The sequence below is a fragment of the Haloarcula sebkhae genome (assembly GCF_014647415.1).
GTDB classification, from domain to species: Archaea; Halobacteriota; Halobacteria; order Halobacteriales; family Haloarculaceae; genus Haloarcula; species Haloarcula sebkhae.
The window spans coordinates 29,430-53,300 of the sequence record NZ_BMPD01000006.1; the positions used below are offsets into that span (position 1 = coordinate 29,430).

At 53.9% G+C, this 23,871-nt stretch carries 22 protein-coding genes and 3 pseudogenes; 11 read left to right on the forward strand and 14 right to left on the reverse strand.

Translation table 11 applies throughout. From position 1 onward, the window contains the following. Positions 1 to 149 precede the first annotated feature (149 nt). The gene (locus tag IEY38_RS16330; RefSeq protein ID WP_188979525.1) at positions 150 to 551 is read right to left on the reverse strand and encodes a hypothetical protein; all 402 of its coding nucleotides are present in this window, start codon (positions 549 to 551) and stop codon (positions 150 to 152) included. After that, entirely contained in the window at positions 548 to 1,417 is an 870-nt protein-coding gene (locus IEY38_RS16335) for a ParA family protein (RefSeq protein WP_188979526.1), read from the reverse strand. Before IEY38_RS16335 ends, IEY38_RS16330 begins: the two co-directional genes overlap by 4 nt. 578 nt (positions 1,418 to 1,995) lie before the next feature. Here IEY38_RS16335 and IEY38_RS16340 point away from each other — a divergent pair. After that, a complete protein-coding gene (locus IEY38_RS16340) occupies positions 1,996 to 3,075 on the forward strand; it encodes a CNNM domain-containing protein (RefSeq protein WP_188979527.1) in 1,080 nt (359 codons plus the stop codon). Positions 3,076 to 3,160: 85 nt separating this feature from the next. Here IEY38_RS16340 and IEY38_RS16345 read toward each other — a convergent pair whose 3' ends face one another. Further along, positions 3,161 to 4,015 carry a coenzyme F420-0:L-glutamate ligase gene (locus IEY38_RS16345; RefSeq protein WP_229775339.1) on the reverse strand — a complete coding sequence of 285 codons (855 nt, stop codon included), beginning with the start codon at positions 4,013 to 4,015 and terminating at the stop codon, positions 3,161 to 3,163. Between the two features lie 189 nt (positions 4,016 to 4,204). Between IEY38_RS16345 and IEY38_RS16350 the strand changes: the two genes are divergently transcribed. Next, positions 4,205 to 4,492, forward strand: coding sequence for an amphi-Trp domain-containing protein (locus IEY38_RS16350; protein ID WP_005538623.1), 288 nt, complete (start codon positions 4,205 to 4,207; stop codon positions 4,490 to 4,492). Between the two features lie 110 nt (positions 4,493 to 4,602). On the opposite strand, the gene IEY38_RS16355 is transcribed toward IEY38_RS16350, so the two are convergent. The 5 genes from IEY38_RS16355 to IEY38_RS16375 all read right to left on the reverse strand — a co-directional run bounded on the left by IEY38_RS16355 (position 4,603) and on the right by IEY38_RS16375 (position 9,517). Next, complete coding sequence (locus tag IEY38_RS16355; protein WP_229775340.1) at positions 4,603 to 5,430, reverse strand: hypothetical protein; 828 nt, start codon at positions 5,428 to 5,430, stop codon at positions 4,603 to 4,605. Between the two features lie 62 nt (positions 5,431 to 5,492). Next, entirely contained in the window at positions 5,493 to 5,945 is a 453-nt protein-coding gene (locus IEY38_RS16360) for an ArsR/SmtB family transcription factor (RefSeq protein WP_188979530.1), read from the reverse strand. A gap of 90 nt (positions 5,946 to 6,035) precedes the next feature. Continuing rightward, complete coding sequence (locus tag IEY38_RS16365; protein ID WP_188979532.1) at positions 6,036 to 6,833, reverse strand: DUF7847 domain-containing protein; 798 nt, start codon at positions 6,831 to 6,833, stop codon at positions 6,036 to 6,038. Positions 6,834 to 8,423: 1,590 nt separating this feature from the next. Then, complete coding sequence (locus tag IEY38_RS16370) at positions 8,424 to 8,942, reverse strand: GNAT family N-acetyltransferase (RefSeq protein WP_188979534.1); 519 nt, start codon at positions 8,940 to 8,942, stop codon at positions 8,424 to 8,426. A gap of 167 nt (positions 8,943 to 9,109) precedes the next feature. After that, on the reverse strand, positions 9,110 to 9,517 hold the full coding sequence (locus IEY38_RS16375; RefSeq protein WP_188979536.1) for a DUF7475 family protein: 408 nt from the start codon (positions 9,515 to 9,517) through the stop codon (positions 9,110 to 9,112). A gap of 368 nt (positions 9,518 to 9,885) precedes the next feature. Between IEY38_RS16375 and IEY38_RS16380 the strand changes: the two genes are divergently transcribed. After that, a complete protein-coding gene (locus IEY38_RS16380) occupies positions 9,886 to 10,383 on the forward strand; it encodes a hypothetical protein (protein ID WP_188979538.1) in 498 nt (165 codons plus the stop codon). 42 nt (positions 10,384 to 10,425) lie between these two features. Here IEY38_RS16380 and IEY38_RS16385 read toward each other — a convergent pair whose 3' ends face one another. The 5 genes from IEY38_RS16385 to IEY38_RS16405 all read right to left on the reverse strand — a co-directional run bounded on the left by IEY38_RS16385 (position 10,426) and on the right by IEY38_RS16405 (position 14,745). Beyond that, complete coding sequence (locus tag IEY38_RS16385) at positions 10,426 to 11,277, reverse strand: hypothetical protein (RefSeq protein ID WP_188979540.1); 852 nt, start codon at positions 11,275 to 11,277, stop codon at positions 10,426 to 10,428. Next, the gene (locus IEY38_RS16390; RefSeq protein WP_326838519.1) at positions 11,277 to 12,491 is read right to left on the reverse strand and encodes a PQQ-binding-like beta-propeller repeat protein; all 1,215 of its coding nucleotides are present in this window, start codon (positions 12,489 to 12,491) and stop codon (positions 11,277 to 11,279) included. Before IEY38_RS16390 ends, IEY38_RS16385 begins: the two co-directional genes overlap by 1 nt. A gap of 172 nt (positions 12,492 to 12,663) precedes the next feature. Then, positions 12,664 to 12,840: an exodeoxyribonuclease VII small subunit gene (gene xseB / locus IEY38_RS16395; RefSeq protein ID WP_188979544.1), complete on the reverse strand. Its 177-nt coding sequence runs from the start codon at positions 12,838 to 12,840 to the stop codon at positions 12,664 to 12,666. Next, positions 12,837 to 14,045, reverse strand: a complete 1,209-nt coding sequence (gene xseA / locus IEY38_RS16400) for an exodeoxyribonuclease VII large subunit (protein WP_188979546.1) — start codon at positions 14,043 to 14,045, stop codon at positions 12,837 to 12,839. Before xseA ends, xseB begins: the two co-directional genes overlap by 4 nt. A gap of 244 nt (positions 14,046 to 14,289) precedes the next feature. Then, entirely contained in the window at positions 14,290 to 14,745 is a 456-nt protein-coding gene (locus tag IEY38_RS16405) for a hypothetical protein (protein WP_188979548.1), read from the reverse strand. 146 nt (positions 14,746 to 14,891) lie between these two features. Between IEY38_RS16405 and IEY38_RS16410 the strand changes: the two genes are divergently transcribed. The 6 genes and pseudogenes from IEY38_RS16410 (at position 14,892) to IEY38_RS16430 (ending at position 21,514) form a co-directional block, all read left to right on the forward strand. After that, positions 14,892 to 16,568: a transposase gene (locus IEY38_RS16410; RefSeq protein WP_188979557.1), complete on the forward strand. Its 1,677-nt coding sequence runs from the start codon at positions 14,892 to 14,894 to the stop codon at positions 16,566 to 16,568. Between the two features lie 379 nt (positions 16,569 to 16,947). Then, positions 16,948 to 17,817 carry a ParA family protein gene (locus IEY38_RS16415; protein ID WP_188979560.1) on the forward strand — a complete coding sequence of 290 codons (870 nt, stop codon included), beginning with the start codon at positions 16,948 to 16,950 and terminating at the stop codon, positions 17,815 to 17,817. Further along, positions 17,818 to 18,219, forward strand: a complete 402-nt coding sequence (locus IEY38_RS16420) for a hypothetical protein (protein WP_005538656.1) — start codon at positions 17,818 to 17,820, stop codon at positions 18,217 to 18,219. It begins immediately after the preceding gene. Between the two features lie 784 nt (positions 18,220 to 19,003). After that, on the forward strand, positions 19,004 to 20,020 hold the full coding sequence (locus IEY38_RS16425) for a DUF368 domain-containing protein (RefSeq protein WP_188979562.1): 1,017 nt from the start codon (positions 19,004 to 19,006) through the stop codon (positions 20,018 to 20,020). 334 nt (positions 20,021 to 20,354) lie between these two features. Then, positions 20,355 to 20,548: pseudogene (locus IEY38_RS21315) on the forward strand (transposase); the annotation flags it as partial. A gap of 149 nt (positions 20,549 to 20,697) precedes the next feature. Further along, positions 20,698 to 21,514, forward strand: a pseudogene (locus tag IEY38_RS16430) (IS5 family transposase). Between the two features lie 44 nt (positions 21,515 to 21,558). Here the strand turns inward: IEY38_RS16430 and IEY38_RS16435 are convergent. Next, the gene (locus tag IEY38_RS16435; protein ID WP_188979564.1) at positions 21,559 to 21,849 is read right to left on the reverse strand and encodes a hypothetical protein; all 291 of its coding nucleotides are present in this window, start codon (positions 21,847 to 21,849) and stop codon (positions 21,559 to 21,561) included. 1,108 nt (positions 21,850 to 22,957) lie between these two features. Between IEY38_RS16435 and IEY38_RS16440 the strand changes: the two genes are divergently transcribed. Beyond that, the gene (locus tag IEY38_RS16440) at positions 22,958 to 23,359 is read left to right on the forward strand and encodes a hypothetical protein (protein ID WP_188979566.1); all 402 of its coding nucleotides are present in this window, start codon (positions 22,958 to 22,960) and stop codon (positions 23,357 to 23,359) included. A gap of 97 nt (positions 23,360 to 23,456) precedes the next feature. Continuing rightward, positions 23,457 to 23,841: pseudogene (locus IEY38_RS16445) on the forward strand (IS5/IS1182 family transposase); the annotation flags it as partial. Between the last annotated feature and the right edge of the window lie 30 nt (positions 23,842 to 23,871).

Genomic DNA, 23,871 nt, shown 5'->3' on the forward strand with positions numbered 1-23,871 from the left:
GTGAGCATCTGGACCAGTTCTCGGGAGGTGAAATGGCCAGCCCCCATTCGAGATTTGCCGCGAGGAGCCGGTCAGCAAGCAGGCCCATGCCATCAAGGAGGGCAGCTACGGCGTCCCCAAGCCACCTACTGGAAAAAAAAACACAAGGCCTATCGTCCGTATCCCCACTCTTCGAGGATTTCGGTGAGATCATCGATCTGCTCTAGACCGACGATGATAGCAGCTTCCCGGAGGTCAGCCTTCTTGACTGTCTCACCGAGTTCTGACTCAACGTCTGACCGAGTCTGGCGCTGGGAATCCAACGTAGACTGCTGGAGATGGAGCTGTACCGTCTTCTCTCGGCCGTCTGTGATACTGGAGCGGGCGAAAATCCACGGTAGTTCGGAACCCGAATGAGTCGATAGCTCGGCTGACCTCCTCTCCGGTTTACTCGTCTCCACCGAGGTGGCTGGCGTCTCAGTGACATCGGGTCTCTCAGTTACCATGTCCTCATCTGACTCGTCGTTCCCAAGCGGATCGTCGTCGCTCGCACCACTCTTGAAGCCCGTCATGCTGGCTCCTCCAGTGCGCCTGGTTCAGGCGGATTTGGTGCTTCCAGCCCGACCTCCCCCTCCAAGAAGCGGGCAATACGGTCTATCTGGGCCAGCGTCTCGACCTCGTACTCACGACGCCGGCTCCGGTGTTCTCGGACGTACCGGAAGGCCGAACACTGCTGTTTCCAGCACCCTTCCATGAGTGACGTTCGATCACCGATTACTTCGGGGGTCGAGAACTCGACGTCTCCCAGCATCTCACGCTGGTCCGCGGTATTCTTGACTCCGTTCGGGATGGCCGCCAGAACACCGACATCTATGTTGAGTTGCTCTGCGAAGTTCGTCGCCAAGTCAGCCAGTCCTTCGACGGACGCCTGGCCTTTCCATGACGGTTCGACTGGGATGACGAGATTGCGAGTGGCGTATATCGAATTGTAGAGATGGTCCGACTCTGTCGCAGGAGGGTCACAGAGCAAGACGTCATACTCATCGCCGACGCCCCCATCTCTGAGCACTCGCTGGAGTTGCGCATAGATGTTGTACGCATCGCCGAGGTCCTCAGCTTTGGACTGCTCACGGGCTAAGTGGTCCGACAGATCGGACAGCAGGTTATGTTCTGGAACGATATCGACTCCCTCCGCCGTTCGAATGAGGTCCTTGAACGGGCCTCGTGGGCTATTTACCATATGTCGGACGAGGTTGTCAGCGCCACTGTTGGCTCGGTCTGTATCGACTCCCATCAGGCGAGACAGGTCACCGTCTTGTGGGTCCAGTGGCACTATGAGTGGTTTGAGTCCTGCCCGAGCGTGTGCGACTGCAAGGTTCGCTGTCAGCGACGTTTTTCCGACACCCCCGGCCTCCGAGTAGACAGTGTAACTTAGCATACTCCTGTCTGTATCTCTCTTGCTCATGAATCTTTGTCAGACAACTCATCTAAGTCACTAATCTAAGACACTCTTCTAAGAGTCTTGTCTAAGATTCTAATCAAAGATAGAGATCTAAGATTCCTGTCTACGGTAGGAAGACAAAAATCTTAGATGAATGTCTTAGTTCCAACACCGTCGGTAAGCGCGTTGAATCGGGGACAGACAGACGCAAAGCCGACATGAGTTACAGACCGCTTCTTGAGACCGATTGACCCCGGGAAGGTCGACACTCGAAGAAGAACCAAAACGGCCGGCTGCCAGCGACGACGGTATCCGTGGACCGAAACCGGCAATAGATGCTTCGCCCCGCTCGAACTCGCCGCTACCCATTTCGAACACATTTAGCGTAGTACTTTGTGGATTTGGAGACCAGAGGCGACACTATTCGCAGAGGGGGGGCGTTACTACTGAACTGTAGACTGCGCCGGGAAACGGCCGAAATACTCGATACCCAGAGCTGACAAAACCCATATACGGCGTCCGACTGCTGCGTGTCAACAGTAGATTTAGATAATGTCCGGAGAAACCAGCGTTTGATGCCTATCTCGCTGGTAACGTGGGCCCGTCTGTTCGGTGGTGTCGCCCTCCTTCTGGGAAACAGCTTCTTCGTTACGACCGAGTTCGCGATGACCCGCGTCAGGCAGTTCGAGGAAGCAGAGTTTCTCGGTAATGGCCGTGGACTCGAACGCGCCTGGAACATGACCGAGCGATTGGAGATCTTCCTCACAGGCTGTCAGGTGGGAATCACCATATGTAGTGTCGGTCTGGGTGTCGTCGCTGAGCCGGCGATCACAGCAGTGTTACGGCCCCTATTGGGTGCAGTTGGCGTTGCTGGCAGCGGACACACGACACTGTCTGTGCTTCTCGCGCTGGTGGTGGTCAATCTCATGCACGTTATCGTCGGCGAGCAGGCACCGACGTATCTGGGAATCGAGCGTGCCAAGTTCGTCGCTGGATACGGATCGGGACCGCTGTACGTCTGGACAAAGCTCATGTATCCAGTGATCATCGCAGCGGACTGGGTAGCCAAGGCGTTGCTTGGCCTCTTCGGCGTCGAAATCTCCCGTTCCTGGACCGAGTCGGAGACCGAGGGCGATCTCGCAACGACTCGGGCTGAACTACGTAGTGAAATGGGTGACTCGCTCAGTCGAGTCGGCATCTCCGAGGAGCGACGGAGCGAAGTTATCAACGCCCTCGACATCGGCGCGAAGCCGGTCAGCGAGATCATGGTTGCTGGCAGCGACATCGTCGCGCTCTCGACGACCGACGACTTCGAGACGAACATGGACCGGATCGACGGGATGCCATACGTCCGCTTTCCGTTGATCGAAGGCTCACTCGACTCGTTTGTGGGTGTTGTCTACGCGCCGACGGTGCTGCACAACTACGAAGCGCTGAATTCGGGGACAACCACGCTCGAAGAACTGGCAACCCCGCCGCTAACCGTCGCTGCTGAGACGACAATCAGTGACTTCATCGACCAGTGTCAGGCCACAAATCAGGAACTCGCCCTCGTGGTCGGAGATGACGATGTCGTCGGTCTCCTCACCGCGACCGACGCCTTCGAGGCAATCACCGGTGAACTCGAAGACCCAATGGATCGCGCGGCCGAGTGACTATCAGCTCAGGGCCAACGTCATTAGCGTGCGGCGAGAATTCGATGCTCTTCATTGCTCCGACTGGTGAGTTGTATCGTTACTGTCAGAACCACTCGCGGGCCTTCAAGCGAGCCGTCAACTGGACGCTCTTACGGAGTCCGCGGCGGACGACACCGCCCGAATTCGGTACGCCCTCTCCATCTTCGTACTCCAACCCTCGGACGATCGTAACCGGAATCTGTTCGTCCGCCTGTCCGAAGAGCAATGCTGATCCGGCGGTGAGTTCGTCCGCAACGAGGTCGACACCGCCGACCTTCGGCTCTCCGTACAGGTCTGTCCGTCCGAAGTTGTTATCGGTCGCTTCGATCCCTGAGCACCCGATCGCCAGATCCATCGAACCCGGTCCGGCGATTTCCGAGTCTGCTAGGACGACAGCCACATCTGCGCCTGTGCGAGCCGCAATTCCCTCGCGCAGGCGACGCGCACTCTCGTCGGGATCTTCAGGCAACAACGTCATAATCCCGTCTGGACTGTTTGACCAATCGACGCCTGCGTTCGTACAGAGTCGACCGTTCCGCTCGGTCAGGAGCATCGCTGGTACCTCGTCAAGTGCTTCCTGCGCCGCGTCAGGGTCAACAGCGTGGTCTAGTAGCAGGTCTTCACCGACCTCTGCGATCGGGATCGCACCGATAACCTCGCTTTCATCGTAAATTACGGCCACTTCCCGCGGGTCGATCCCAGTGATATCGGCCACCCGACGGTCGCGGTCGGTCACCTCAATCTCGTCGGCTTCGACGAGTCGATTCTCGGCGAACGAGACGACCTTCGCGGTGACGACGACGATGTCACCGTCTGTCAAGGGATACTCTTCAGCCGTCGTGTCGACGATTCGGTCGACGAGGTCGTCGTTTGGCTCGATTCTGCCGATATCAAGTCCGTGGAACGTTAGTTCTGTCATCATCTAGATATTGGAAACAGCGCACTTCAACGCTGAGACGATTGTACATCGCTGGGAATAGACGAGACTTTCTTCGAAGCGTGTCCCGCTTAGCTTACCGACTGTATCGGGCGGTTCGACGGGGGCGCGATCACGTCGCACCCACACGGCAGGCGGCTTTATTGGTGCAGGCTGTGTATCAGCACCTGTATGCCCGAGGAAGTCCTGTTCAAGTCAGAAAGCGACCAGAGCCGAGAAGAGATCGCATCGTACCTCCGGAAAGTCGCGGATAATCTCGACAGCGGAAGCGATATCAACCTGAAAGCAGGCTCCGAGTCTGTAACGCTGAATCCCCCTGCCCGACCGACCTTCGAGGTCAAAGCCGAACGCGAAGGGCCGGCAGACAATATGACTGAATTAAGTGTCGAATTCGAACTCGAATGGGACGAAAATGATGGCGAGGGGGGCGGCGAAAGTGGGCAGTTAGAAATCGAGTAATCACTCCGACGCACGCTAAGGAGTGATTCAGCGGCACGTATCTAACAATGAAGCCGCTGTGCTGTCTGGCCTTCTACGTCTTGTCCTGTTTCTGTCTGCGGGAACTGCGTTTACGATACAATTTCCTGAATGTAGAGGTGGGCGTACGCGCTCGCCCACACGATAGAAAGTAAGTCACCGACACTTGTAGAAAGTACACGCAAAACAGGAGCCACCGAAGCGACGCTCGTCCCCATTTCGGGCAGATAGAGATTGCTTACACTCCCGATAGCGATTATTGCGATGAGGACAAATTTCCGTCGGTAGTTCGTCGTGATCTGCCAGCTAATCCGAAGTGATTTGAGAGGGCCATATTGGCCGATAACGCAGGCCTCCGGTGCGAACCAAAACTTGAACAACAAGCCGAGAAACGGCACAGCAAAAACGAGCACACTCACCGCCGCAACGACGGGAAAGCCAACTATATCTGCGGGATTTCCTGGAATAGCGCCAGCAAGGAGGAGTAGTGGAAGAAACAGAAAGAATGGAACTGTCATTACCGAAAAAACGATAAGCAATGTTACGCCAATCAACGCCGGTGTCCGAGTAATGCTCCGATGGACTCCTTCGCGTATCGTTACAGAGTTATCAGTCAGTTCCCCGGCGACAATTGTTCCCACATAGGCTCGAATCAAGATGATAAACACAAACGCCGTCAGACCATCGAGTAGGTCGATTACGGGCATCGGGAACGTGTTGATGATGTCAGTCTCGAGAAGTCGGTTGGCTAAGATAGTCACGCCCGCGAAGGCAATGATCGACGGATAGGACCGAAACAAGCGAACGGACCAGACCAACGCATCAAGGACGCTCCGATTGGTGGTCGCAGTATCGATGTTTCGGCATTCGAGACAACCACAGCCATCGATATCTTCTCGTGACTTGATCGTCGGTGCCATGTCACATGTAGTTGCGTCGTCACCGGTAGGAGTGCTTCGGACTGGGGGGTCGGTGTGGTCGCTCATTCGGCAGTGATGAACTGTGAGATGGATTCGCCGATAGCAAGTAAAACCGATGGGGGACCGAGCAGCGAAGCGAACGATTTGAACGCACGTTTGAGACTCGGTCGGTCGTCCTCAGTGCCGAGGAAGAGAAGTGTCGGGTCTTCAGACACGACGTATACACTCATCTCGCGACCCTTTTCGGAATAGCAGGTGTCAGTCACTTCGATTACGCCAGCTGCTTCGAGATTCGCCAAATGATAGTGAACGTTCTGCAGGCTCTGGCCGAGTTGCTCAGCGATCCGTGCCGGTGTCGCTGGCGTTTCGTTGAGCAGTTGGAAAATCTCGTACGCAGTCTCGGAGGACAACGCTTCGATTACCTCTCGTGTCGTGTCGTCATCGAGACTCAAGACAGCGGGGTTATCGCTTCGTTCAACGGCGGCGTCAGTTTGAGTTGGAAGAAGTCGTGCCATGTGTGTGGGTAGCTGCTGTGGATCGAGCGCGTGGGATCTGATCCAGTTGGTTGCTGTTCGAAACTATCGTTTGTAATTGTTGGTAGGTGTTTATGTTGATTCCGGGACAGCAGTTAATCGCAGGTAATAGGCCGTGTAGACCGTATAAAAGTACGCGAATCCAACTGAAGACAGAGCGATTCCGAGCAGGAGCAATATTGGTATCGGAATCCCGATCTCAATCGGCAATACGTCAGCCGGTCCAGCGTCCGTCAGTGTCAACCGGAGGAGATATTCGGGGATGAAGAAGGCGTTCAACAGGACACTCCACACCAGCGAGAATCCAGCGACGCTTCTGAGGTTTGAACGGACGAGTCCCACACTTTTTCCGAACGCATCAGTAACACTCTGGTTCTCGATGACAATCGCCGTATCGTAAAACTGCACGAACATAATGACAACGAGGATGGACAGCAGCCAGATGAGCATAGATCCGACGCCAGCAATGAAGGCAGCCATCTCGTTAATTGGGGCGAGTGCCATCGAGCCGATACCGAGGATGAACCCGATAAATCCGAGTCCGACAGCGGTCCCGAACACGATAAGTATGAACAACACGGTTGCAAGGAGAAGCGGGAAGTAATGTGTCCGCGCTTCAATAAAAAACTGGGTGAGTGACGTGTCCATTCCTTCGATCGCGGCCTGAGCGGTTCCGATGAAGCCACCGAGAACGAGCGGGAACACGATGAGCCATACGAGCGAGATACCCGCTGATAGTCGTGGTGATTCGATCAGGTGGTCCATGTACTGGAGTTGACTTACGGTCCCGATGAGGAGGCCGGCGACGAACAGGATCGGATTTTCTCGGAGGGCAGCGGATCCGTCTTTGAATGCGGAGACTGTCACCATGCGTTCCCGAATTACTGTCGTCGCGTATTAGGCCGAGTGTAGTATCAAAATCAGATTTGAGCATTTTGGACGGTAGTACAGGGGACGAGCACCGATCTCGCCAACGCTCGGTTGGGTAGTCACCGGGCCACCTTCTGGTGGCGGGACGGTGGAAACCCAGTAGCTGTAGGATGGAGAGACTGTCAATCTGATTCACAAGTGTTTTTGACATCAAGTACATACCGACTAGTTGGGTTCTGGTCCCCACTCCACTTCCCCCTGAATCGTATCCGATTCACCGATCGGCTCGAATCCAGAACCCGTTGTCGTGGATGACAACTTCCGATGGTGTGTAGCACACCACTCCCCCAGCTGCACATCATCTCTCCCAATCCTTTGCAGGTTGGACCAAAGAGTCGTGCAAGCGTGTCAGTGTCTAATTGAAGTTTTATCATCGAGTGAGCTGAGATACAGCGGAAAAACGACAGACAGAGTGAGGACATCACAAGCGCTTTCGTGGCTACTCGTCTCAGGATCAAGTGGTTCCATGCTGTGTCCAATCCCATTGGGTGCACCCATCCCATCGATTGTTGCAGGGCTGAGCCCGTCGTCGAAGTAGACGACTTTGGGTGATGCATTGATACCGCTTCTCCCACCCCTAGCACCCGCCATTCTGCTGGTGTACACAGCGGCCCACAGGGTATTGTTGTACGTTCAAGCGCGTACGTCACTGGAAACATCGGTACGGGTAGTAGGGCTGGCTATTATCGTGGGGGATGAGAGCGTGGTATTTGGTATCGTGGCACCACAAAGGCTATTTATGAGGCGTCTGTCACATACGAGTGGGTTCTGGTCCCCGCTTCGAGCTCCCCTGACTGCTGGTCGTCTGACTGGGTTTCTCGGGTCCAGAACCCAGCCGTGCCTCTGACATAGCAAAATGGTGGGCGCTACGCAAGGTGCCCATTGCAGCCCACCATTCTCCCTCCAGACGAACGGGAAGGGTTGTATTGTATTCGTCCGATTGTGTAGCGCTGTTACCGTCACCATTGGCGTCTCCGATCATGAGTGATCACAGAGACCTGTCGGTGTCTCAGTATGGCGCGAGTGACGTCATCAGAACGGTGGCGGAGAATGGCAGAACCCATCCCTTCCCCTCCCTCGAAACCTCCTCTCGATACGTCAGCTGTTATTATCAGCGTCGATGTGGTACAGCTGGCACTATCCTATTCATTAAATCATCGATAAATGACTTCATATAGTTAGAGAACGATGTTTATCCATATGCTTCAGTGGCTTCGAGCACGTTTTACACAAGACTCTAACTCGGGTTCGGCAGCGACCGTTGCTGTCGATACCTGTGTAGAGTGCGATGCACCAGCGCCACCTGGGGCCAGGCGTTGTGGCGACTGTTTAGATAACTGAGACGCTGTGCTCTGTCGCCCGGTACTGTTCAGTATCGACAGCCGTCAGTGCTGCATGGATCGTTCACTGGCAAGCAGCTGGGTACGTCATTGGAACAGTCGGGACTGAGCAGATTACGAGACAGATTACTCTCAGATAGCTATAGATAGCAAGCGCAGCTGACTCTATTCTGTCATTTGTAGGGTGACATCAGTCGTCTACGCTAGCCACCATATGATACTGCGTCCTTTCGAATCCGAGCTTTTTGTAGAACGCGATGGCTCGGTCGTTGTCTACGTGCGGATTGAGACTGAACTCCTCACACCCGGCCTCGCGTGCCCAGTTTCCGATACGGTCGAACAGATCGTCAGCCAGTCCGGTTCCGCGATACGGTTCGGCAACGTAGATATCACAGATGAACAGTCGGTCGGGACGGTCGAAGACACTCGGCGCTTCGTCGATTTCGGCCGCGATATACCCGGCAAACTCACCATCGGTACCGGCGAGGGGGGTCCTGTCGGTGAATCCATCGACGGCGATCCACGTTCGGTACGCCTCCGAATCAAGGCGATCGACACGGAACGGAAGTTCCTCCGCGACGAGGTCGACGTCGTCGGCGAGTGAGAAGACATCGACAGTCGATTCAAGTTCCCGGTAGTACGGTAGCCAGAGTTCCTCGATAAAGCGCCGGACAGCAGGCTCTTTTGCTGAGAGTTCCACGATCTCCATACCTGTCCGGACCAGTCGCGGCACTATCTTTGTTACTCTCGGAGTCGACGATGACTTTGAGAGCAAGAAAGCAGAGACTGACAAATTCTTTGATTGTCTTGAGAAACAGCGTACCGTTGAACGTTTACTCTCGTAGCGGATCGCTATGGACGGTCAATATGGCCTTCTCATGGAGCCGATGTTCTGTATAAGTAGATGGCACAGAGGGCGAGGGTTGCCTCAGCTACCTTCGCTGCGACAGCAAGCGGATTCAGGTTCCCTTGCATATAGAACGCGTCAAGGCTGAAACCCTGGAACACAAACAGTGCAAGAATAGTGACAATAGCGTATCCCGCAGCGACAAGGTACAGCTCGGGTCGCCAGTATCGGCTACTGTATAGGAGGAATCCACCAAGAAATCCAAGCCCATTCAGAATAAACAGCGTCCCTAATGTCTGACTGAATCCCATGACACGTGGACCGAGCAGTAAGTGGATGCCAGCAGTGGTGAGCGTGGCTACGATTGCGAGGTATCCCACTGGATGCGATGGAAGCGTAAAAAACGAATCTTGCCGTTGTGTCGATTGAGCAACCATATCGCACAATTGTCACTGAAGTGTATTAAATCCATGTGAGTTTCTCGACATTACGGGGACAGACAGAACGCACATGATCGGCTGTGTTCCTGATTTATCATTGGGACGAAGAAGTCAGCCGTTCGTTCGACTGTCCCATCAAGTACGGAGACAGTCCAGCAAATCAGCACAATCCCTACCAGTACTGTGTTCGAGGCCGTATCTTCCTCAGCAGTAATACGTCCCGTTTTCTGCAGGAATCCCCCGTCCGTCATCAGCAGTCTCAATCCGAATCGCTGATTCGATCTCGATCTATCAACTCTGACCGTGACACTTGGATGAGACAATCGGAATGATATTCTGTTTCCTGTTGGAACACAATTCTACGGATGGTTTCCCGTCGAACGATCGCGCTCCTTCTCGGATCGGCACTTGTGATTGGCTATATCCAGTATGCTACTGTCTTTGGACCCGTCCAACCCACACTGACTGTTGAAAATAACGACACGACAGCGTATCAACTGTCAGCGTACACTGTCGAAAGCAGCGAGCAGGCGATGTACCTGAACTTCGAGGTCGCGACCAGAGATGGCGAACGCAGGCTCAAGACGCTCTCGCAGTTGGTCTGGCCGGATGGGGATCGAAACGTCACACTCGCTGACGATGGGGTCCCCACACAACAGATCACCGTCGCCCCCGGCGAGACGGTGACGACCACGATTGATGGGTGGGTGCGTGGGGACGTGGCGGTGTACCTCGGCGAGAGGATGGCCGATAACGAGACGCACGTCTATACCAGAGTACGGACGTGTCCCCGAACTGGTCAGGAACACAGTGTGACTTTCAAGGAAGATGGAGGAATCAGTGCTAGCGCACTCTGTGCCTGATGATGTACTGATAAGGATTTGCAAGAGAGACCACGAACGTCGTTACTGACTCTCGTCTGAGCGTGTGTCGCCCGATTCGATATGGTCGTCTGGGATCGACACCGTCTCACGAGAGCCAGTCGAAAAGACGGTTCCGATCGCAACGGCGTGAATCGGTGCCACTACGGCAGTACTCAGAAAGCCGCCGGCGACCGGTACGGTCGCGAGACCCCAGTAGGCGAGGCCAATACTGATGATGAGACCGGCGATGGTAATGCCCTGCCCTTGTGATCGATGATAGCTCTGCCTGAGCGCCGTCACAAAGTCACTGCCAGTGACTAGCAACGCAGGGAGCAAGAACAGACGGGTCAGGACGAACAGACCCACCGCCAACAGCATCAGTCCGATCAGGAAATCAGGGATATCCACCGAGAAACCGCCCAACAGCTCCGGCATGGAGACGATCGCAGCCAGTGCGATATACCTGCTCAACGCACGGGGGCCAGAGTGCGTATCGAGTACTCGTGTAATCGTCATCCAACCGGCGATTCCGACAGCGAGTGGAACGAGGACTTCGAGCCCGACAGCCCAGCGGAGATACCGTGTTTCGAGGTCGATCAGCGCACCAACGTGTCGGACCGTTCGTGTAGTTCCCTGCGGGAACACTGAATAGGTGACACTGACCGATTGACCGAGTGCGTCGGCCGCCACCGCTGGAATTGAATCGTGCTGGCGAAGCCAGTCGACGAATGCAACCAGCATACCGACGACAACGAATGGGACAGCGAGCACAGGGTCGCGACGAATGCACCCGAGCGCAGACTTGAACACACCTAGGGTAGACAGTCGAGTCGTCGGGGATGGGTGTCCAAGCGAAGACACCGTCTCGCTTCCATCCGCCTCGTTCCCGGGCATTATGCTTCCTCCAGTGCGAGAACTCGGCCACGATTCGCCAGATACAGCATACCATCCCCGACCATCGGTGGCGAGAGGGGTACTTCCGAAGGATGGTACTCGAACTGTTTCTCACCCGTGGCGACGTCGAATGCCTCCAGTGCCCAGAGTGAATCCACCGCGTAGACGCGACCGTCAGCCACAACCGGTGTCGTTTCTCCGTCGAACGGAACTGTCCACCGTGTCTCGCCGGTTGCCAGCGAGAGTGCATGCAGTGACTCCCGCTCATCGGCAACGAATATCGTCCCGTTGGCTACTGCTGGCGTGCTGTCGGTCACATTCCCGTCGAGATTGCGTTCCCACAGGAGTGTCCCATCGGATCGGGCACGCAACTGAACGGACTCACGCGTCGGAATGACGACACCCTCGTCTGTCGCCACTGGCGGCAGAAGTGTCATTTCTTCGAGTTCACGGTGCCAGTGTTGCTCACCAGTAGCAGCACGATACGCAGTGGCCTGTTGGGGCCACGCGGTGACAAACACGATTCCGTCGTCCACCGCGGGTCTGTTGTACGTCCCGCTGACCGACTCGTCTTTGTGATGCGTTCGCTGCCATAGAATCTCCCCATTGTTCGGATTCAGTGCTACGACCGAGTTCGTCCCAGGTAGTGCCGTGTATATCGTCCCGTTCGCAGTGACCGGAGTTGTTGACTCGGCCGGCCCGAAGAAACCGGGACTAGACGATTGTGGTCCCGTCCATCGCTCGCCACCGACGGTCATATTTGTGAAGGGGAGTTCCCGTCCACCATTCGCGTTAAGCCCGTAGATGCCGGCTAAACCGGCTATCCCGAGTGTTTTTGTCTGATAGATTGAAGCTGGGGCGATTGTTGGGCTTGAGTGATACGGCCCCTGGAAGCTGAATCGTCGCGTTCCAGTCTCGGTATCGAGCGCAAGCAGTCCGTTGCCACCGACGTATAGCGTCTTCCCGCGGCGGATCGGTTGGGTACTCCCCCGAAACCAATCCGGTGCCCTGTGTGTCCACGCAACCGCCACATTGTCTTTTGGACCTGATACTGTGGGGTTGTACCCGGTTCCGGGAGGATCGTATCGGCCCATCGGCCAGTCGGAGGGTGTTTGACGACCAATATATTTCTGCGTCTCAGGAGACGTGAAGCCGCCTGAGCCGATAATTCCCGAGGCGGCTAATCCAAGAAATCGACGTCGTGTGGAGGGCATCTACTTGCTGGTACATTACAAGCAAAATTATTGGTGTCGGTCTTCTCACTGGATTCAGAAGCGGCTGAGTTCGATAATAGGTGCTTTCTGGTAACTAACATCTGTCCGACTACCAAGCGTCGGCGGATTCCATCAATGTCCTCCCACTCAGCAAAACAGCTTCAACTGGGATTCAGCGGTCGATGACCTCGCCATCCCCAACAGCTAGTTCCAATTCGAGTTCGGCGATCAGTTCCGTTCCCTCGGCATGGAGTTCGTTCGCCCGTTCCAGCGAGACGTCTCCGTTTTCGAGCTGTTCGATAATCTGTTCGAGCCGGTCGGTCTTGTCGGCGATTGTCTCGTCTTTCATAGTACCAAGATGTACAGGAGCAGAGCCACAACAAGCAGGCCCAGAGTGAGCAGGACGAGCAGCAGCCGTCGACGCTGGCGGCGATGGGCTGTGGCCTCCTGTTTTCGTTTCCGCTGCTGATCGTACTGGGTTCGTGCTTGCTCTAGCCGGTTCTCAAGATCGGTCAGTTCATCGCGAACGTGCGTGTCGTATGTGCGGTCAAGCTCGACTTCGAACGAGGACAGATCCGATTCGACTGTCCGTCTGTAGGCTTGGGTGAGTCGGTCATCCATCGTCTCCATCGTCGTCTCGACGGTCTCTGTGTAGGCTGTGTTGAGACGCTCTTCGAGCGTTTCTAGTTCCGCGTCTAGTATTGTCCGCTCCGGAACGATGTTACCCACCTCGGTCGGTGTCATCACCCGTTTGTCGGCCACTTCATCGGCCAGTGTGCGGTCGTTCTCGTGGCCGACCCCAACTACGATTGGCGTCTCGGTTCTGTGGATAACACGGCAGAGTGGCGTTTCGTTGAACACCCGGAGATGCTTGTTGGACCCTCCGCCACGAGTAAGAACGATAACGTCGATCAGCGGATCGTCGTCGAGTTTACTTATCGCACCCATGATCGACATCATCGCATTGTCCCCCTGGACGCTCGTGTTCTGGACGACGATATCCACGTCGGGATACCGCTCGTGAATGCTGGTGATTGCATCCAGACGGGCATCACTTGTCGCACTGGTGGCGATCCCGATCCGTTCCGGAAAGTCCGGCAGGGCTTGTTTGTGCTCCGGATCGAGCAATCCATCCGAGTCCAGCAGTTCCCTGTTTTGCTCGTAGATCTGCTGGTACGTACCCTCACCGACCTCCACGATGTCTTCGACGATGACGGACACGTTGCCCCCATCTTCGTAATACGAGAGCGAGCCTTTGACAGCTGCTTGCATCCCATCCTCAATTGTGGTGTCGATGGTCGATCGTTTGTACCCAAAGAGCACACAGTGGATCGTCGAACCACTGTGGACCAGATCGAGGTGGACGTGGTCGTTAGAGGACACACCATAGTCGGAGACATCACCGACGACGTAATCGAAGGCGAGCTGGTCTGCACTCTCGACGACTGCACCGATATCCTCGTTCAGCGTATCGACGTAGGTAATTCGCTCCGTTTGGAGTGCTTCCTGCAGTGTCTCTAGCGACGTGTGCGTCGGTCCCGGCTCCGAACCCATTCGACTCACCTGTAGTGCGGTTGTGTACTTAAGTCATGTACTATCTCGCTATATCGATCCGAATAACCCAATAGTTGAGACTGGCGAGCCCATTGCATACGGGCTACGTTCCTCGGGAATTCGTTCAGAGAGATATTGTCAGAACCAGCTACTCAGTAGATTTGAATTAAAATTAAGTTGGCAAATAATACAAACCAAGAGTTTCAGATTATCCGAATCCATAGAGTACGAACCTGTGTGCGTTTTAAATATCGGACCTGAGGACATCCACAGTATTGCTGTCTAATACTTTAACTGTCATCCCCTCATATGCATACAGTACTTCACTAACTACTACTGTTCCATCAACGGCAATTAGAACATCGTAATCATGGTCCGGAGATCTGTGTTTTTCCAGGCTGATTTTTCCCCCGGGAGAGAGGGAAAATTCTTTGTTTAAGTCAAAGGTACCAGACTCAACTGGCGTCCCAGTTCCAGTAGGGACACTTGCAAATGAACCTAACTGAACTGTGACTTTGTGAGTATTTGGAGAATGACTTTCTATATTAAGTTCTGGAACGTATTGTTCAGTCGGTGTTTCGGTTTCTGTGACGTTCAATGCAGTAGAGTCATTTTCAGTGGTTCCATCAAGAGTTCCTCCCATGCAACCGGAGGAAAATATGGAAAGCGCTGAAATTGAGAGGAATTGTCGACGATTCATTACCTACTGCAGTTGTTTCATTGGCATATGTCTTGTCTGTACTGACTAGAAGCCACTCATACTGCTTAGCGATATTGAGAGCTGAATGTGTATTCTCTATTACCAGTTAGACGAATTTTTGAGCGCGTCGTGACCAGCATCTTCCAGTGGTTGCGAGTTGTGATTCTCAACGCACTGTCTTTCGGCGAATCGCCCAGCAATCATTCATTAAATGGCCAGCATATAATTCGACGTCACTCTATGACCGGAGTTCTCTTACCGCCCTGAAAGAAGATATTCAGGCCGTTTCCTCCACATGGTTCGACCACAAGTCCCACGACTCCGTCGACGAGTTCGTGTCTCACTATCCAGTAGCATATTTTCAGTTTCGACCACATGACCGGTACTCTGGAGCGAGCCAGTACGGGATGGTCCAACTGTTCCGATTGTTCCTACTGAAAGAACTTCACGGCTGGACTCACGAAACGGCACTCTTCACGTATCTCACCCACCACGTTGAGCTCTGTGAGCAACTGGGCTTAGAGACAGTACCGGATCAGTCCACGCTGTGGCGTACATGGCACGAACGATTCTCTACAAAGCTTCGCGAGACAATTCAGGCAGCGGCTCGGATGATTCTAATCAAAGCCCAGGACGCAGGTGTTGCTGTTCCGCGCGAACCAGAACGTCAGCCTCCATTTCACGATGATGAACAAGAGGAATCAAACCCAGACAATCAAGCTATCCTCGACGAAGCGGCATCGATTACGGACCATATCGGCCATGTTGTCTTTCCAGCATTCTCACTGAATCGTGGCGATAGCTGTGAGATCCACGAGAACGCTTACTGGGACTTACAAACATACCTCGGACTTCGGGAACGGTTGGCTGCTAACGAAGGAGCCCGGAGTTTTGTCTACGAGTCGACTCGGGATCGGACGCCGTTGGGCCACGCCCATCGCGGTCAGATTCGTAATCTCTCTATCGAGCAGATTCGAGAGATGTACCGGCAGGCTGTGAATCGATTACTGGGTGAAGTTGCAGAGACGGAGGCGTTCTTCCGAGCTGGGATCGTCGCTATCGATATTACGGAAGCCGACACGTTTACTAGGGATCGGACTGGTCACGAGGACGAAATCATCGGCACGAAGGAGAAAACCGATGAATACGCTTACCAGTGGGCGACGGTCCAGTTGGTCGGCAACGCCGTTCCAATCGTGCTGGATGCGCGCCCGGTCCGAAAGGGAGAGACACGAGTAGAAATCGTCGAAGACTTGCTCAACTCTGCCGAGGACCTCGTTCACGTCGATAACGTGCTGATGGACCGCGAGTTTGACAGTCAGCACGTTTTGGAAATGATCAGCCAGCGCGGGCTCTCGTACGTCGTGCCGAAGCGGATGCAAACCAGTGAGAAAGCCCAGGCAAAGCGGTTGCTCCGACGTGATCAAAACCGGTATGAGACCGACCGCAAGCTGCATCTCGGGAAGAACGAGTGGCACGAGACGACGCTGATCTACCGCCGGAAAGAAGACTCTGAGCACGACGATCACCGGCAGTATTCGGTGTTCATGTCTAATCGCGGTAGTGGCTTCCTCACTGAGTACGGGTACCGCTGGGAGATTGAGAGCGGCTACAAATCGATCAAGCGATTCATGGCCGCCACGACCTCGAAGGACTTTGGCCTCCGGTTCTTCTACTTCGCATTCGCGTGTCTGTTGTACTCAATCTGGCGAGCAGTCGATTTACTGGTACAGGTCGAATTGACTGGTGAATACGAGCATTCGCCGATCGTAACAGCCGACAATACGCTGACGCTGTTGAAGAAGGAGACGGGAATCGGATAGTGAGGTGGCTCTCGCCGTGTTAGCGTGGCGTCTGAGTGGCTACACTATCCAAAGACTCGGAAATGTCTCGGGTTAGTTTCCAGTTCATCAAGAATCCCCGTTTGGAGAGGGATCTGAAACAGATACCGCTCGTCGATTCGCCCGAAACCACGCATCATAGCCCCGCTAAACCCGCTATATTCTCAACTTCCAGAATAACCAGACACAGCCCGCCAGCGGTGTATTCAGACAGCATTTTTGTCGATTTGCATTGCTGTTTGTACTTGACAATTGAACCAATCGATTGAACTAGCTGGTTGAATCGATTAGTTGAACCAGTTGATTGAAACAGAGAATTCAATCAATGGATTATTCCAACTGGAAGCTATAACAACCAGCTATGCTCTCATACAGCACCTACAGCGAGGCCGGCGGCGTCGGCAAGACGACGACCGCCGCGAACCTCGCCGTTGCACACGCCCGCGCTGGTCTCAAGCCACTGGTCGTCCCACTAGATCCGCAAGAGGGAAACCTCTCACGGCTGTTTGGCGTCGACAAGGACCGCTCGAAGGACGTCGACCATCTCGCCCGGCATATGATCAACCGTCCCAAAGGTGACTTTGAGGACCTCATCGTCACTGCTGAAAACGGCGTCGACGTCATCGCTGAACACAACCAACTCGCCGATCTCGGGGACTGGCTCCGCCGCGAACAGGATCAAGCCGCCGCTGTCGGGGATGCGTTCAATATTCACGCCGCGTTACTCAGCACGCTTGCCGATGCTGGCGTTCGTAACAAGTACGATGTGCTGATTTGTGACCCCCCGGCGACGGAAGGCCCACACCTACACAACGCTATCAACGCGACACGGTCGTTGGTTATCCCAGTTGAGCCGAGTGCGAAAGGTCAGGCCGCTGTTGAGGGGTTAGAACAGCTCGTTTCCGGGCTTGAAGACACGCTTGAAATCGACGTGGGCGTCCTTGCCGCCGTCCCAGTCGGCGTGAAGGGGACAAACGACCAGAAGCGCGTCCTTAGCGAGATTCCGTACTCGACGCCAGAAATCTTCGGCGACCGTACCTCTCTAATGGAAGGGTCGTGGGCACAGCAGTGCTCGGCGTTCACGTATGTCCGGGATCATCGCGACCGCCGACGTGACTACGAGGTCGAAACGCTGGCGCAGTACGACCGGTTGGCTCGCTACCTCGAAGCGCAGGCCGGGATTGAAGCCCCGAACCCACCGGAACCCGGCGCTATCGAGGAGGTGGCGTAAATGGCGGGAATGAAAGAAGGGCCCGGAGAGGACCCGTTCGCCGAAGATACGACCGACGAGCAGGACGACCCGGCGCTGGACCCAACACCAGAAACGACAGCCGAATCTCAGACCGAATCCGAAAGCGACACCACCGACAGCATGAGTACAAACGAAATCCCGTACGTCATTCGCCGACAGACGGTCAAAGAAGACCGAGATAACGAACATGTCGCTTTCCTCCGTGACGAATACGCCGAATTAGAGGACCAAGTGAGAGCCGACGTGGCCGATGAACTCGGTATGCGCTCGAAGGATGTCTCGGTAACGGATCTGCGTGAGGCGTTCGTCGAACTGGCGGCAGAGAATCCCGACACTGTGGCGTCAATACTGGAGAGGTGGGGCTACGAGCACCTCAAATGAACGAGACCAGCCGCACTATTGGATACGCTACTCGCACAATGCTATAACTCTCAGCGTGAGTGGATGATCCCTGGTCGCTATTCACCGCAGCCGCCGCACAGACGATCGCTTGTTAAACAGACACTTTCCGTGCGACTCAGATCATCTAACCGACTCGCGGATGCAATTGTGTTTCTCGGTGAGTCGATGAAAAACACAGAGCGAGAGCGGTTCCATGACGGCTGAAACCCTCGATATCCAGCACCAGCATGGTATCAAAACCGATTGCCGAAACAGTTGTCACGACCTACCAACTAAGTGATGATTGCCTGTCAGCGTTGACGTCCAGTGTTACTCGAAGTTCCAGCATATCAGGGTGCCAACTCATGCGACTGCCTGCCCACTGCACGAAAATCAGTGTTTCGACCACCGCGTCCATCGGTCGCTGGGTGCAAACAGTGGCCGTCACGACCTCTACGACTCGTTGGTTTGGTCTGGGTGACCGACACACTGTCGTTACTCCGTCCGGACTTGTTCTGAGGCAGTCGCTCACTTCCCCGGAGGACCACAAAGTCGGACAGGGGGTGAGAAATCCCTTCGTATGATTATATAGGATTCATTAGTGAAATCAGCAACTACAATCAATTGGTCTTTGAATCCGAACAATAGACTACTTAAATGATACTTTCAGTTTAATACAGTCGAATGTCTATCGCCGATCCTGGGCTGTGGCGAACGGTATGGAAATATATTTGAGAATTTCATATCCAAAAACATTTGTGACAGCGCTGATACAATTCCGCGAATGGAATCGCCCGACAAGTCACACAAGCCGATGACATTCCCTGAAACGTTGCCGTCTCCCCAAGAGTCGATGCGCGTATTTCTCATCGGATTATTGATGGGCACTGCTGATGGCGTACCTGGTGTTTCAGGCGGGACAATTGCTCTCCTTACAGGTATTTACGGGCGGCTCTTGACAGCAATTGCTGCTGTCACTCCCAGCCGCATCGGAAACGGTGTCCGCGCAGTTTCTCCACTGCACGGTAGCACCTCACCAGCCCAAATCGCCCGAGTTTGGAACGAAGTCGACGGGTGGTTTTTACTCACCCTACTTGGGGGAATCAGTACAGCGATCATCCTCGTCGGTCAGGCAGTCGAATGGGCAAACGAACACACACCAGTTCTACTCTTTGGGCTATTCTTTGGTTTCATTGGTGCATCGGCAGTCGTCCTTCTTCGAGCAGCTGCAATCCGTACGCTCCCTGAGATACTTGCAGCTATCACAGGGACTGTTACTGCCTTCGTGATCTCCGGGCAATCGCAAGCACTATTTGAAACTGGAAGTCTCCCTGTACTCTTCGTTGCAGGGGCTATTGCCATCAGCGCGATGATTCTTCCCGGACTCTCCGGCTCACTATTACTCGTGATCTTGGGCCAGTACACATACATGTATGCGAAATTGGGTGACTTCCTTGATGGTATTGGTACAGCAGTAACGACTGGATCTCTCGAGACACTCGTTAATGCGGGTGACGAGGTAGCGATATTCACCCTTGGAGGACTCGTCGGCCTCCTTACAGTCGCTAGAATAATTCGCCGCGCACTCGATGCGTACCAGCAAATAACCTACGCGTTTCTCATTTCGTTGGTCTTAGGCGCACTTCGAGCGCCGATCACGACACTCAACAGTGCCGAATACTCGGTAACGTGGAGCGTTTCCACGATACAAACCTTTGCCATGACCGCGCTTATCGGCGCACTCATCGTGTTAATCCTCGACTGGTACGCCGTTGATATCGACCTCGAAGCCATCCGCTAGTCGCTATTGTCCTTATCGTCCTTTTAAGTGGATCTGTTTCCCTGTGAGTAGTAGCGGGAGAATAGAAGAATATATTTGTATCGACATTTTTTAATCCTTCTCTTCTATGTTTACTAGTATGAAAGAAAAACAGGGCCTTATAATTACTAGCTTAGGGTTCTTATTGATAGCAATTCTCTCTTTTTCTTTTAATTCTGGGCACAAATATATCCAGATCGGGTATCTTGTTTTGGGCTTTTGGGCCTTTCTGAAATATATTAGGTTATGAGGAGTTCCGAAGATCAAAAATAATGCACAGGTTGAGTGCCGACTGTTCAGTACTCTGAACACGATACGCCAGTACTCGGTGTTCATGACAAACACCAATAGTGCCTTTCTCACCGAGTATGGGTATCGGTGGGGATTGAAAACGGCTACAGGTCGATTAAGCGATTCATGGCCACGACAGCCTCGAAGGATTTCGGGCTCCAATTCTTCTACTTCGCGTTCGCGTGTCTGTTGTACTTCAACCAAATTGGCGTTTGGAGAATAACCTGAGTCAGTTTCCGTTCACTGGGTCGGGCGAAACCACGCATCAGAGCCCCGCCAAACCCGCTGTAGTCTCAACTTCCAAAGACACTGTTCCGGCTCTGTTGAAATCCTCAGAGGGTTACACGTCCGCCCAATAGTGTGACCAGATGCAGGCCCTCCCGAAGTCGCGGTTACTCCGGTTTGTCGAGCAGGCATTCCACTTGGCTCAACGAGATGTCGCCCGCTACTCCTCGAAGTTCTCAAAACGACGTTACACACTCCGCCAGCACATCGTTCTACTTTGTCTCAAAGTTCGGAAGAACACGACGTATCGGACGCTTCTCGACGAACTCATCGAAATGCCCCGCATTCGGAACGCCATCAACTTGGACGAACTCCCGTCACTCAACGTTGTGCAAAGCCTTCAACCGACTCGATATGGCCTGACGTGTTCTGCTTAATCCCTCGGTCACGCTTCTCCCGACTAACGGTATCGTTGGGATCGACGCTTCAGGGTTTGACCGAAGTCACGCCTCGAAACATTACACCAAGCGAACGAAGCTAACTATTCAGCAGTTGAAGGTGACACTTCTGGTGGACACGAGATCGAACGCGATTATCGACGTACACGTAACGACGACACGAAAACACGACTCAAAGATTGCGCCGTCGCTCATCAAGCGGAATACCGGGGAATTTGCGGTTCTCCTTGGCGACAAAGGATACGACGACGAGAAGGTTCGCGCATTAGCCCGTGAGACCGGTGTTCGACCGTTCATCAAGCACCGCGAGTTTTCGTCACTCCACAAGGCGTGGAATGCTCGACTGGATGCTGATCTCTATGGTCAGCGTAGTCAGAACGAGACGGTGAACTCCCGACTCAAACGCAAGTACGGTGCGTTCGTCCGGTCACGGCACTGGTGGAAACAGTTCCGAGAACTCACTATCGCCTGCCTTGCTCACAATCTCGACCGATCACTCTAATCAGTAGATACAGATTGTTGGTCTAACACACCACCGAGCGTGAGTTAGAAGGTGGTTCCGAGCACGAAGAACCCGGCGAGCGTGATGGCCGCAACGACGAGTGTCCCGACGAAGAGCATCGCGTCGTCACGGGCAGTTGCGTGTTGACGCAACCGCCGCCGACTTATTGGTGCGAGTGCTACTGCTGCCCCAAGTAGCCCGATACCACCAATCGCTGGGAGGATGGCGATAGGAATGCCCGCGGCGGCGTGCAAGGCGGCGATACCAAGCAGCCCAACGCCGATGGTCAGGTCAAGCGCGCTTCCCGTGTATCGCGCGACGGATGCAACTGCCATATTAACACGTTGACATTCCACTGGTAAATTCATTATGACTGTCTTCCCTGTTCGCGTAGACCCCGCCGTTAGATACGCACACCCACCTATCAACTGTTCAACAGGAAAGGTGTCGAGCCAATAGAATTTCAACAGAGCCACAGTTCCATATATCGATATACACTTTAAACCAACAGTTGCTGAACTACGTAGAGTCATAAGTCATCGTCTGACTCCGTGGAATTCGAGATCGCGCTCGCAGACAGTGAAGAATTGGACCTTGGGGTATGGTCGGTCAGTCGGTTGCCTACCCAGCGATTGGGGTATTTGTCTTCCGGGTTGGGACAGCCAAAGCACGCAAACGGGGTGTTCTTGGCATCATTAATGCGTGGGAGCAGTGGCCGATAGTGTAATAGATCCGAACGTCGCACCTGTGCTACGTGATGACATGCAATATTTCTCCCAGCCTATGGCTTGAATTTGCAGGGCTAAACGACACCATCATGATATAACAGGCGTACGCTTGTAAGATACAGTGATTTAATTGATTCTATCTAGCGATTTCTCAATACAATATCGCCGAAAACGCCCTCCGTGAGCCGTAGTTCTCCGGAAACTCTTATAACGATCACAGTGTATCCGAATTTTCACTCTCGCCAAACAGTATCTCGGATCCGGATCACCGGAGTAATTACCTGATTCTCGACGGGTTTGTAGTGGGCAACACCATCACCGACCCGGATGCCGGCACGCTCCACAAAATCCAACTCAATTCAGTCTCCATGTCCACTGAGATCGCTGGTTTCCGGCATAGGTACCAAGAAATCCGTCCGAGTTACGTTTCATCTTGATTGAACACGACGTTTTGGTTAGAATAGGGTTACTTGAGGGTGTCATAGAGCCGTTCGCATACCAGCGGTTACAGTAGATTTAATCAGCAATATAGAGTCTAGGGGGTAATAAGAGAGAACTATGAAGCGGATACAATCCGAACACCTCTCCACTGATGATGACATTCAGGAACAGTTCGATAGATGAGGAGGAACCAACACATAAGTTGGTTACGCAAAGTCCGTCAGGAGTCAAAGACTGGGACGAAGAAGGGATAATCGGTGTTGAGAATCGAGCTATGGAGGTCATATTGGATCGTGGCTCGACCGTCCACGTTGAACTTGACCCCGCTCATGGACAGTTCGAAACTCTTCAAAACAAGTTGACCCAGGTGCCGGAATCAGATCGGATCTTCGTCGCTTCAGAACACGAGCATCGGGCGGTGCTCCCCGAGGATCGCACATCTGTCGATTCATTGCTAGAAATCCAAGCCGATGATACTGACGAGTGGACTGACCGACTATTTAATATTGAGGCGTTTGCAGTTCTCTCCGACCAGTCCTGGACGTATCGTTCGGTCCCTCACGAAACGCATATTCGTGAGATCAATACCGCTGGCCACGACGGACTGGTAGAAGAACTGCACAAAACGCTGGAGCAACTACGAGGCGCGACTGTGAAGCCATTTGATGGTTCGTAGAAACACTCTCACGAAGGTTATCCCACGAATTGGCCAGAACTGGGGGGGAGCCATCGAACGGTTCCCACAACAAAGACGGGGTGAACGCTGAAGTGGAATGGTCCCAGCGATCCTGCAGAGTCATCCTTCGGTAGACTTGTTCTTCAATGTCGAGACGGAGACGTTAGCGTTGTTTGAGTACCTCTCCCTCAAGTTTCTCGAAGAGTTCGACGTGTTCGCCCCAGCGCAGACGGGGCGAACACGAGAGCACAAACTACCAGAGCTGATGCGTGGCTTCCTCCACTGCTATTACAAGGATGTCTACGGTATTCGTCCGGTTGAGCGGGAGCTACAGAACACGGCCGTCCGGCTGAGTTGTGGCTTCGAGCGACCGCCGTCGAGAGACGCGGTCGATCGCTTCCTAACCGGCTCGAACACGTCGTCGACGAGGTCTTCAAACATCTCGTCGAGCAGGCGCCCGCCGCGGTCTGCTCGACTTGACCACTGTATCGATTCCGGCAGGGAAGCCAAGA

Bases quoted from the DNA above. Each gene is read 5' to 3' on its own strand.
- IEY38_RS16420 (WP_005538656.1), top strand. From the start codon at position 17,818: ATGGCGGGAATGAAAGAAGGGCCCGGAGAGGACCCGTTCGCCGAAGAT.
- xseB (WP_188979544.1), bottom strand. From the start codon at position 12,840: ATGAAAGACGAGACAATCGCCGACAAGACCGACCGGCTCGAACAGATT.
- IEY38_RS16335 (WP_188979526.1), bottom strand. From the start codon at position 1,417: ATGCTAAGTTACACTGTCTACTCGGAGGCCGGGGGTGTCGGAAAAACG.
- IEY38_RS16375 (WP_188979536.1), bottom strand. From the start codon at position 9,517: ATGGTTGCTCAATCGACACAACGGCAAGATTCGTTTTTTACGCTTCCA.
- IEY38_RS16365 (WP_188979532.1), bottom strand. From the start codon at position 6,833: ATGGTGACAGTCTCCGCATTCAAAGACGGATCCGCTGCCCTCCGAGAA.
- IEY38_RS16355 (WP_229775340.1), bottom strand. From the start codon at position 5,430: ATGGCACCGACGATCAAGTCACGAGAAGATATCGATGGCTGTGGTTGT.
- IEY38_RS16425 (WP_188979562.1), top strand. From the start codon at position 19,004: ATGGAATCGCCCGACAAGTCACACAAGCCGATGACATTCCCTGAAACG.
- IEY38_RS16350 (WP_005538623.1), top strand. From the start codon at position 4,205: ATGCCCGAGGAAGTCCTGTTCAAGTCAGAAAGCGACCAGAGCCGAGAA.
- IEY38_RS16405 (WP_188979548.1), bottom strand. From the start codon at position 14,745: ATGAATCGTCGACAATTCCTCTCAATTTCAGCGCTTTCCATATTTTCC.
- IEY38_RS16380 (WP_188979538.1), top strand. From the start codon at position 9,886: ATGGTTTCCCGTCGAACGATCGCGCTCCTTCTCGGATCGGCACTTGTG.
- IEY38_RS16345 (WP_229775339.1), bottom strand. From the start codon at position 4,015: ATGACAGAACTAACGTTCCACGGACTTGATATCGGCAGAATCGAGCCA.
- IEY38_RS16340 (WP_188979527.1), top strand. From the start codon at position 1,996: ATGCCTATCTCGCTGGTAACGTGGGCCCGTCTGTTCGGTGGTGTCGCC.
- IEY38_RS16370 (WP_188979534.1), bottom strand. From the start codon at position 8,942: ATGGAGATCGTGGAACTCTCAGCAAAAGAGCCTGCTGTCCGGCGCTTT.
- IEY38_RS16435 (WP_188979564.1), bottom strand. From the start codon at position 21,849: ATGGCAGTTGCATCCGTCGCGCGATACACGGGAAGCGCGCTTGACCTG.
- IEY38_RS16415 (WP_188979560.1), top strand. From the start codon at position 16,948: ATGCTCTCATACAGCACCTACAGCGAGGCCGGCGGCGTCGGCAAGACG.
- IEY38_RS16330 (WP_188979525.1), bottom strand. From the start codon at position 551: ATGACGGGCTTCAAGAGTGGTGCGAGCGACGACGATCCGCTTGGGAAC.
- IEY38_RS16440 (WP_188979566.1), top strand. From the start codon at position 22,958: ATGGAGGTCATATTGGATCGTGGCTCGACCGTCCACGTTGAACTTGAC.
- IEY38_RS16360 (WP_188979530.1), bottom strand. From the start codon at position 5,945: ATGGCACGACTTCTTCCAACTCAAACTGACGCCGCCGTTGAACGAAGC.
- xseA (WP_188979546.1), bottom strand. From the start codon at position 14,045: ATGGGTTCGGAGCCGGGACCGACGCACACGTCGCTAGAGACACTGCAG.
- IEY38_RS16385 (WP_188979540.1), bottom strand. From the start codon at position 11,277: ATGCCCGGGAACGAGGCGGATGGAAGCGAGACGGTGTCTTCGCTTGGA.
- IEY38_RS16390 (WP_326838519.1), bottom strand. From the start codon at position 12,491: ATGCCCTCCACACGACGTCGATTTCTTGGATTAGCCGCCTCGGGAATT.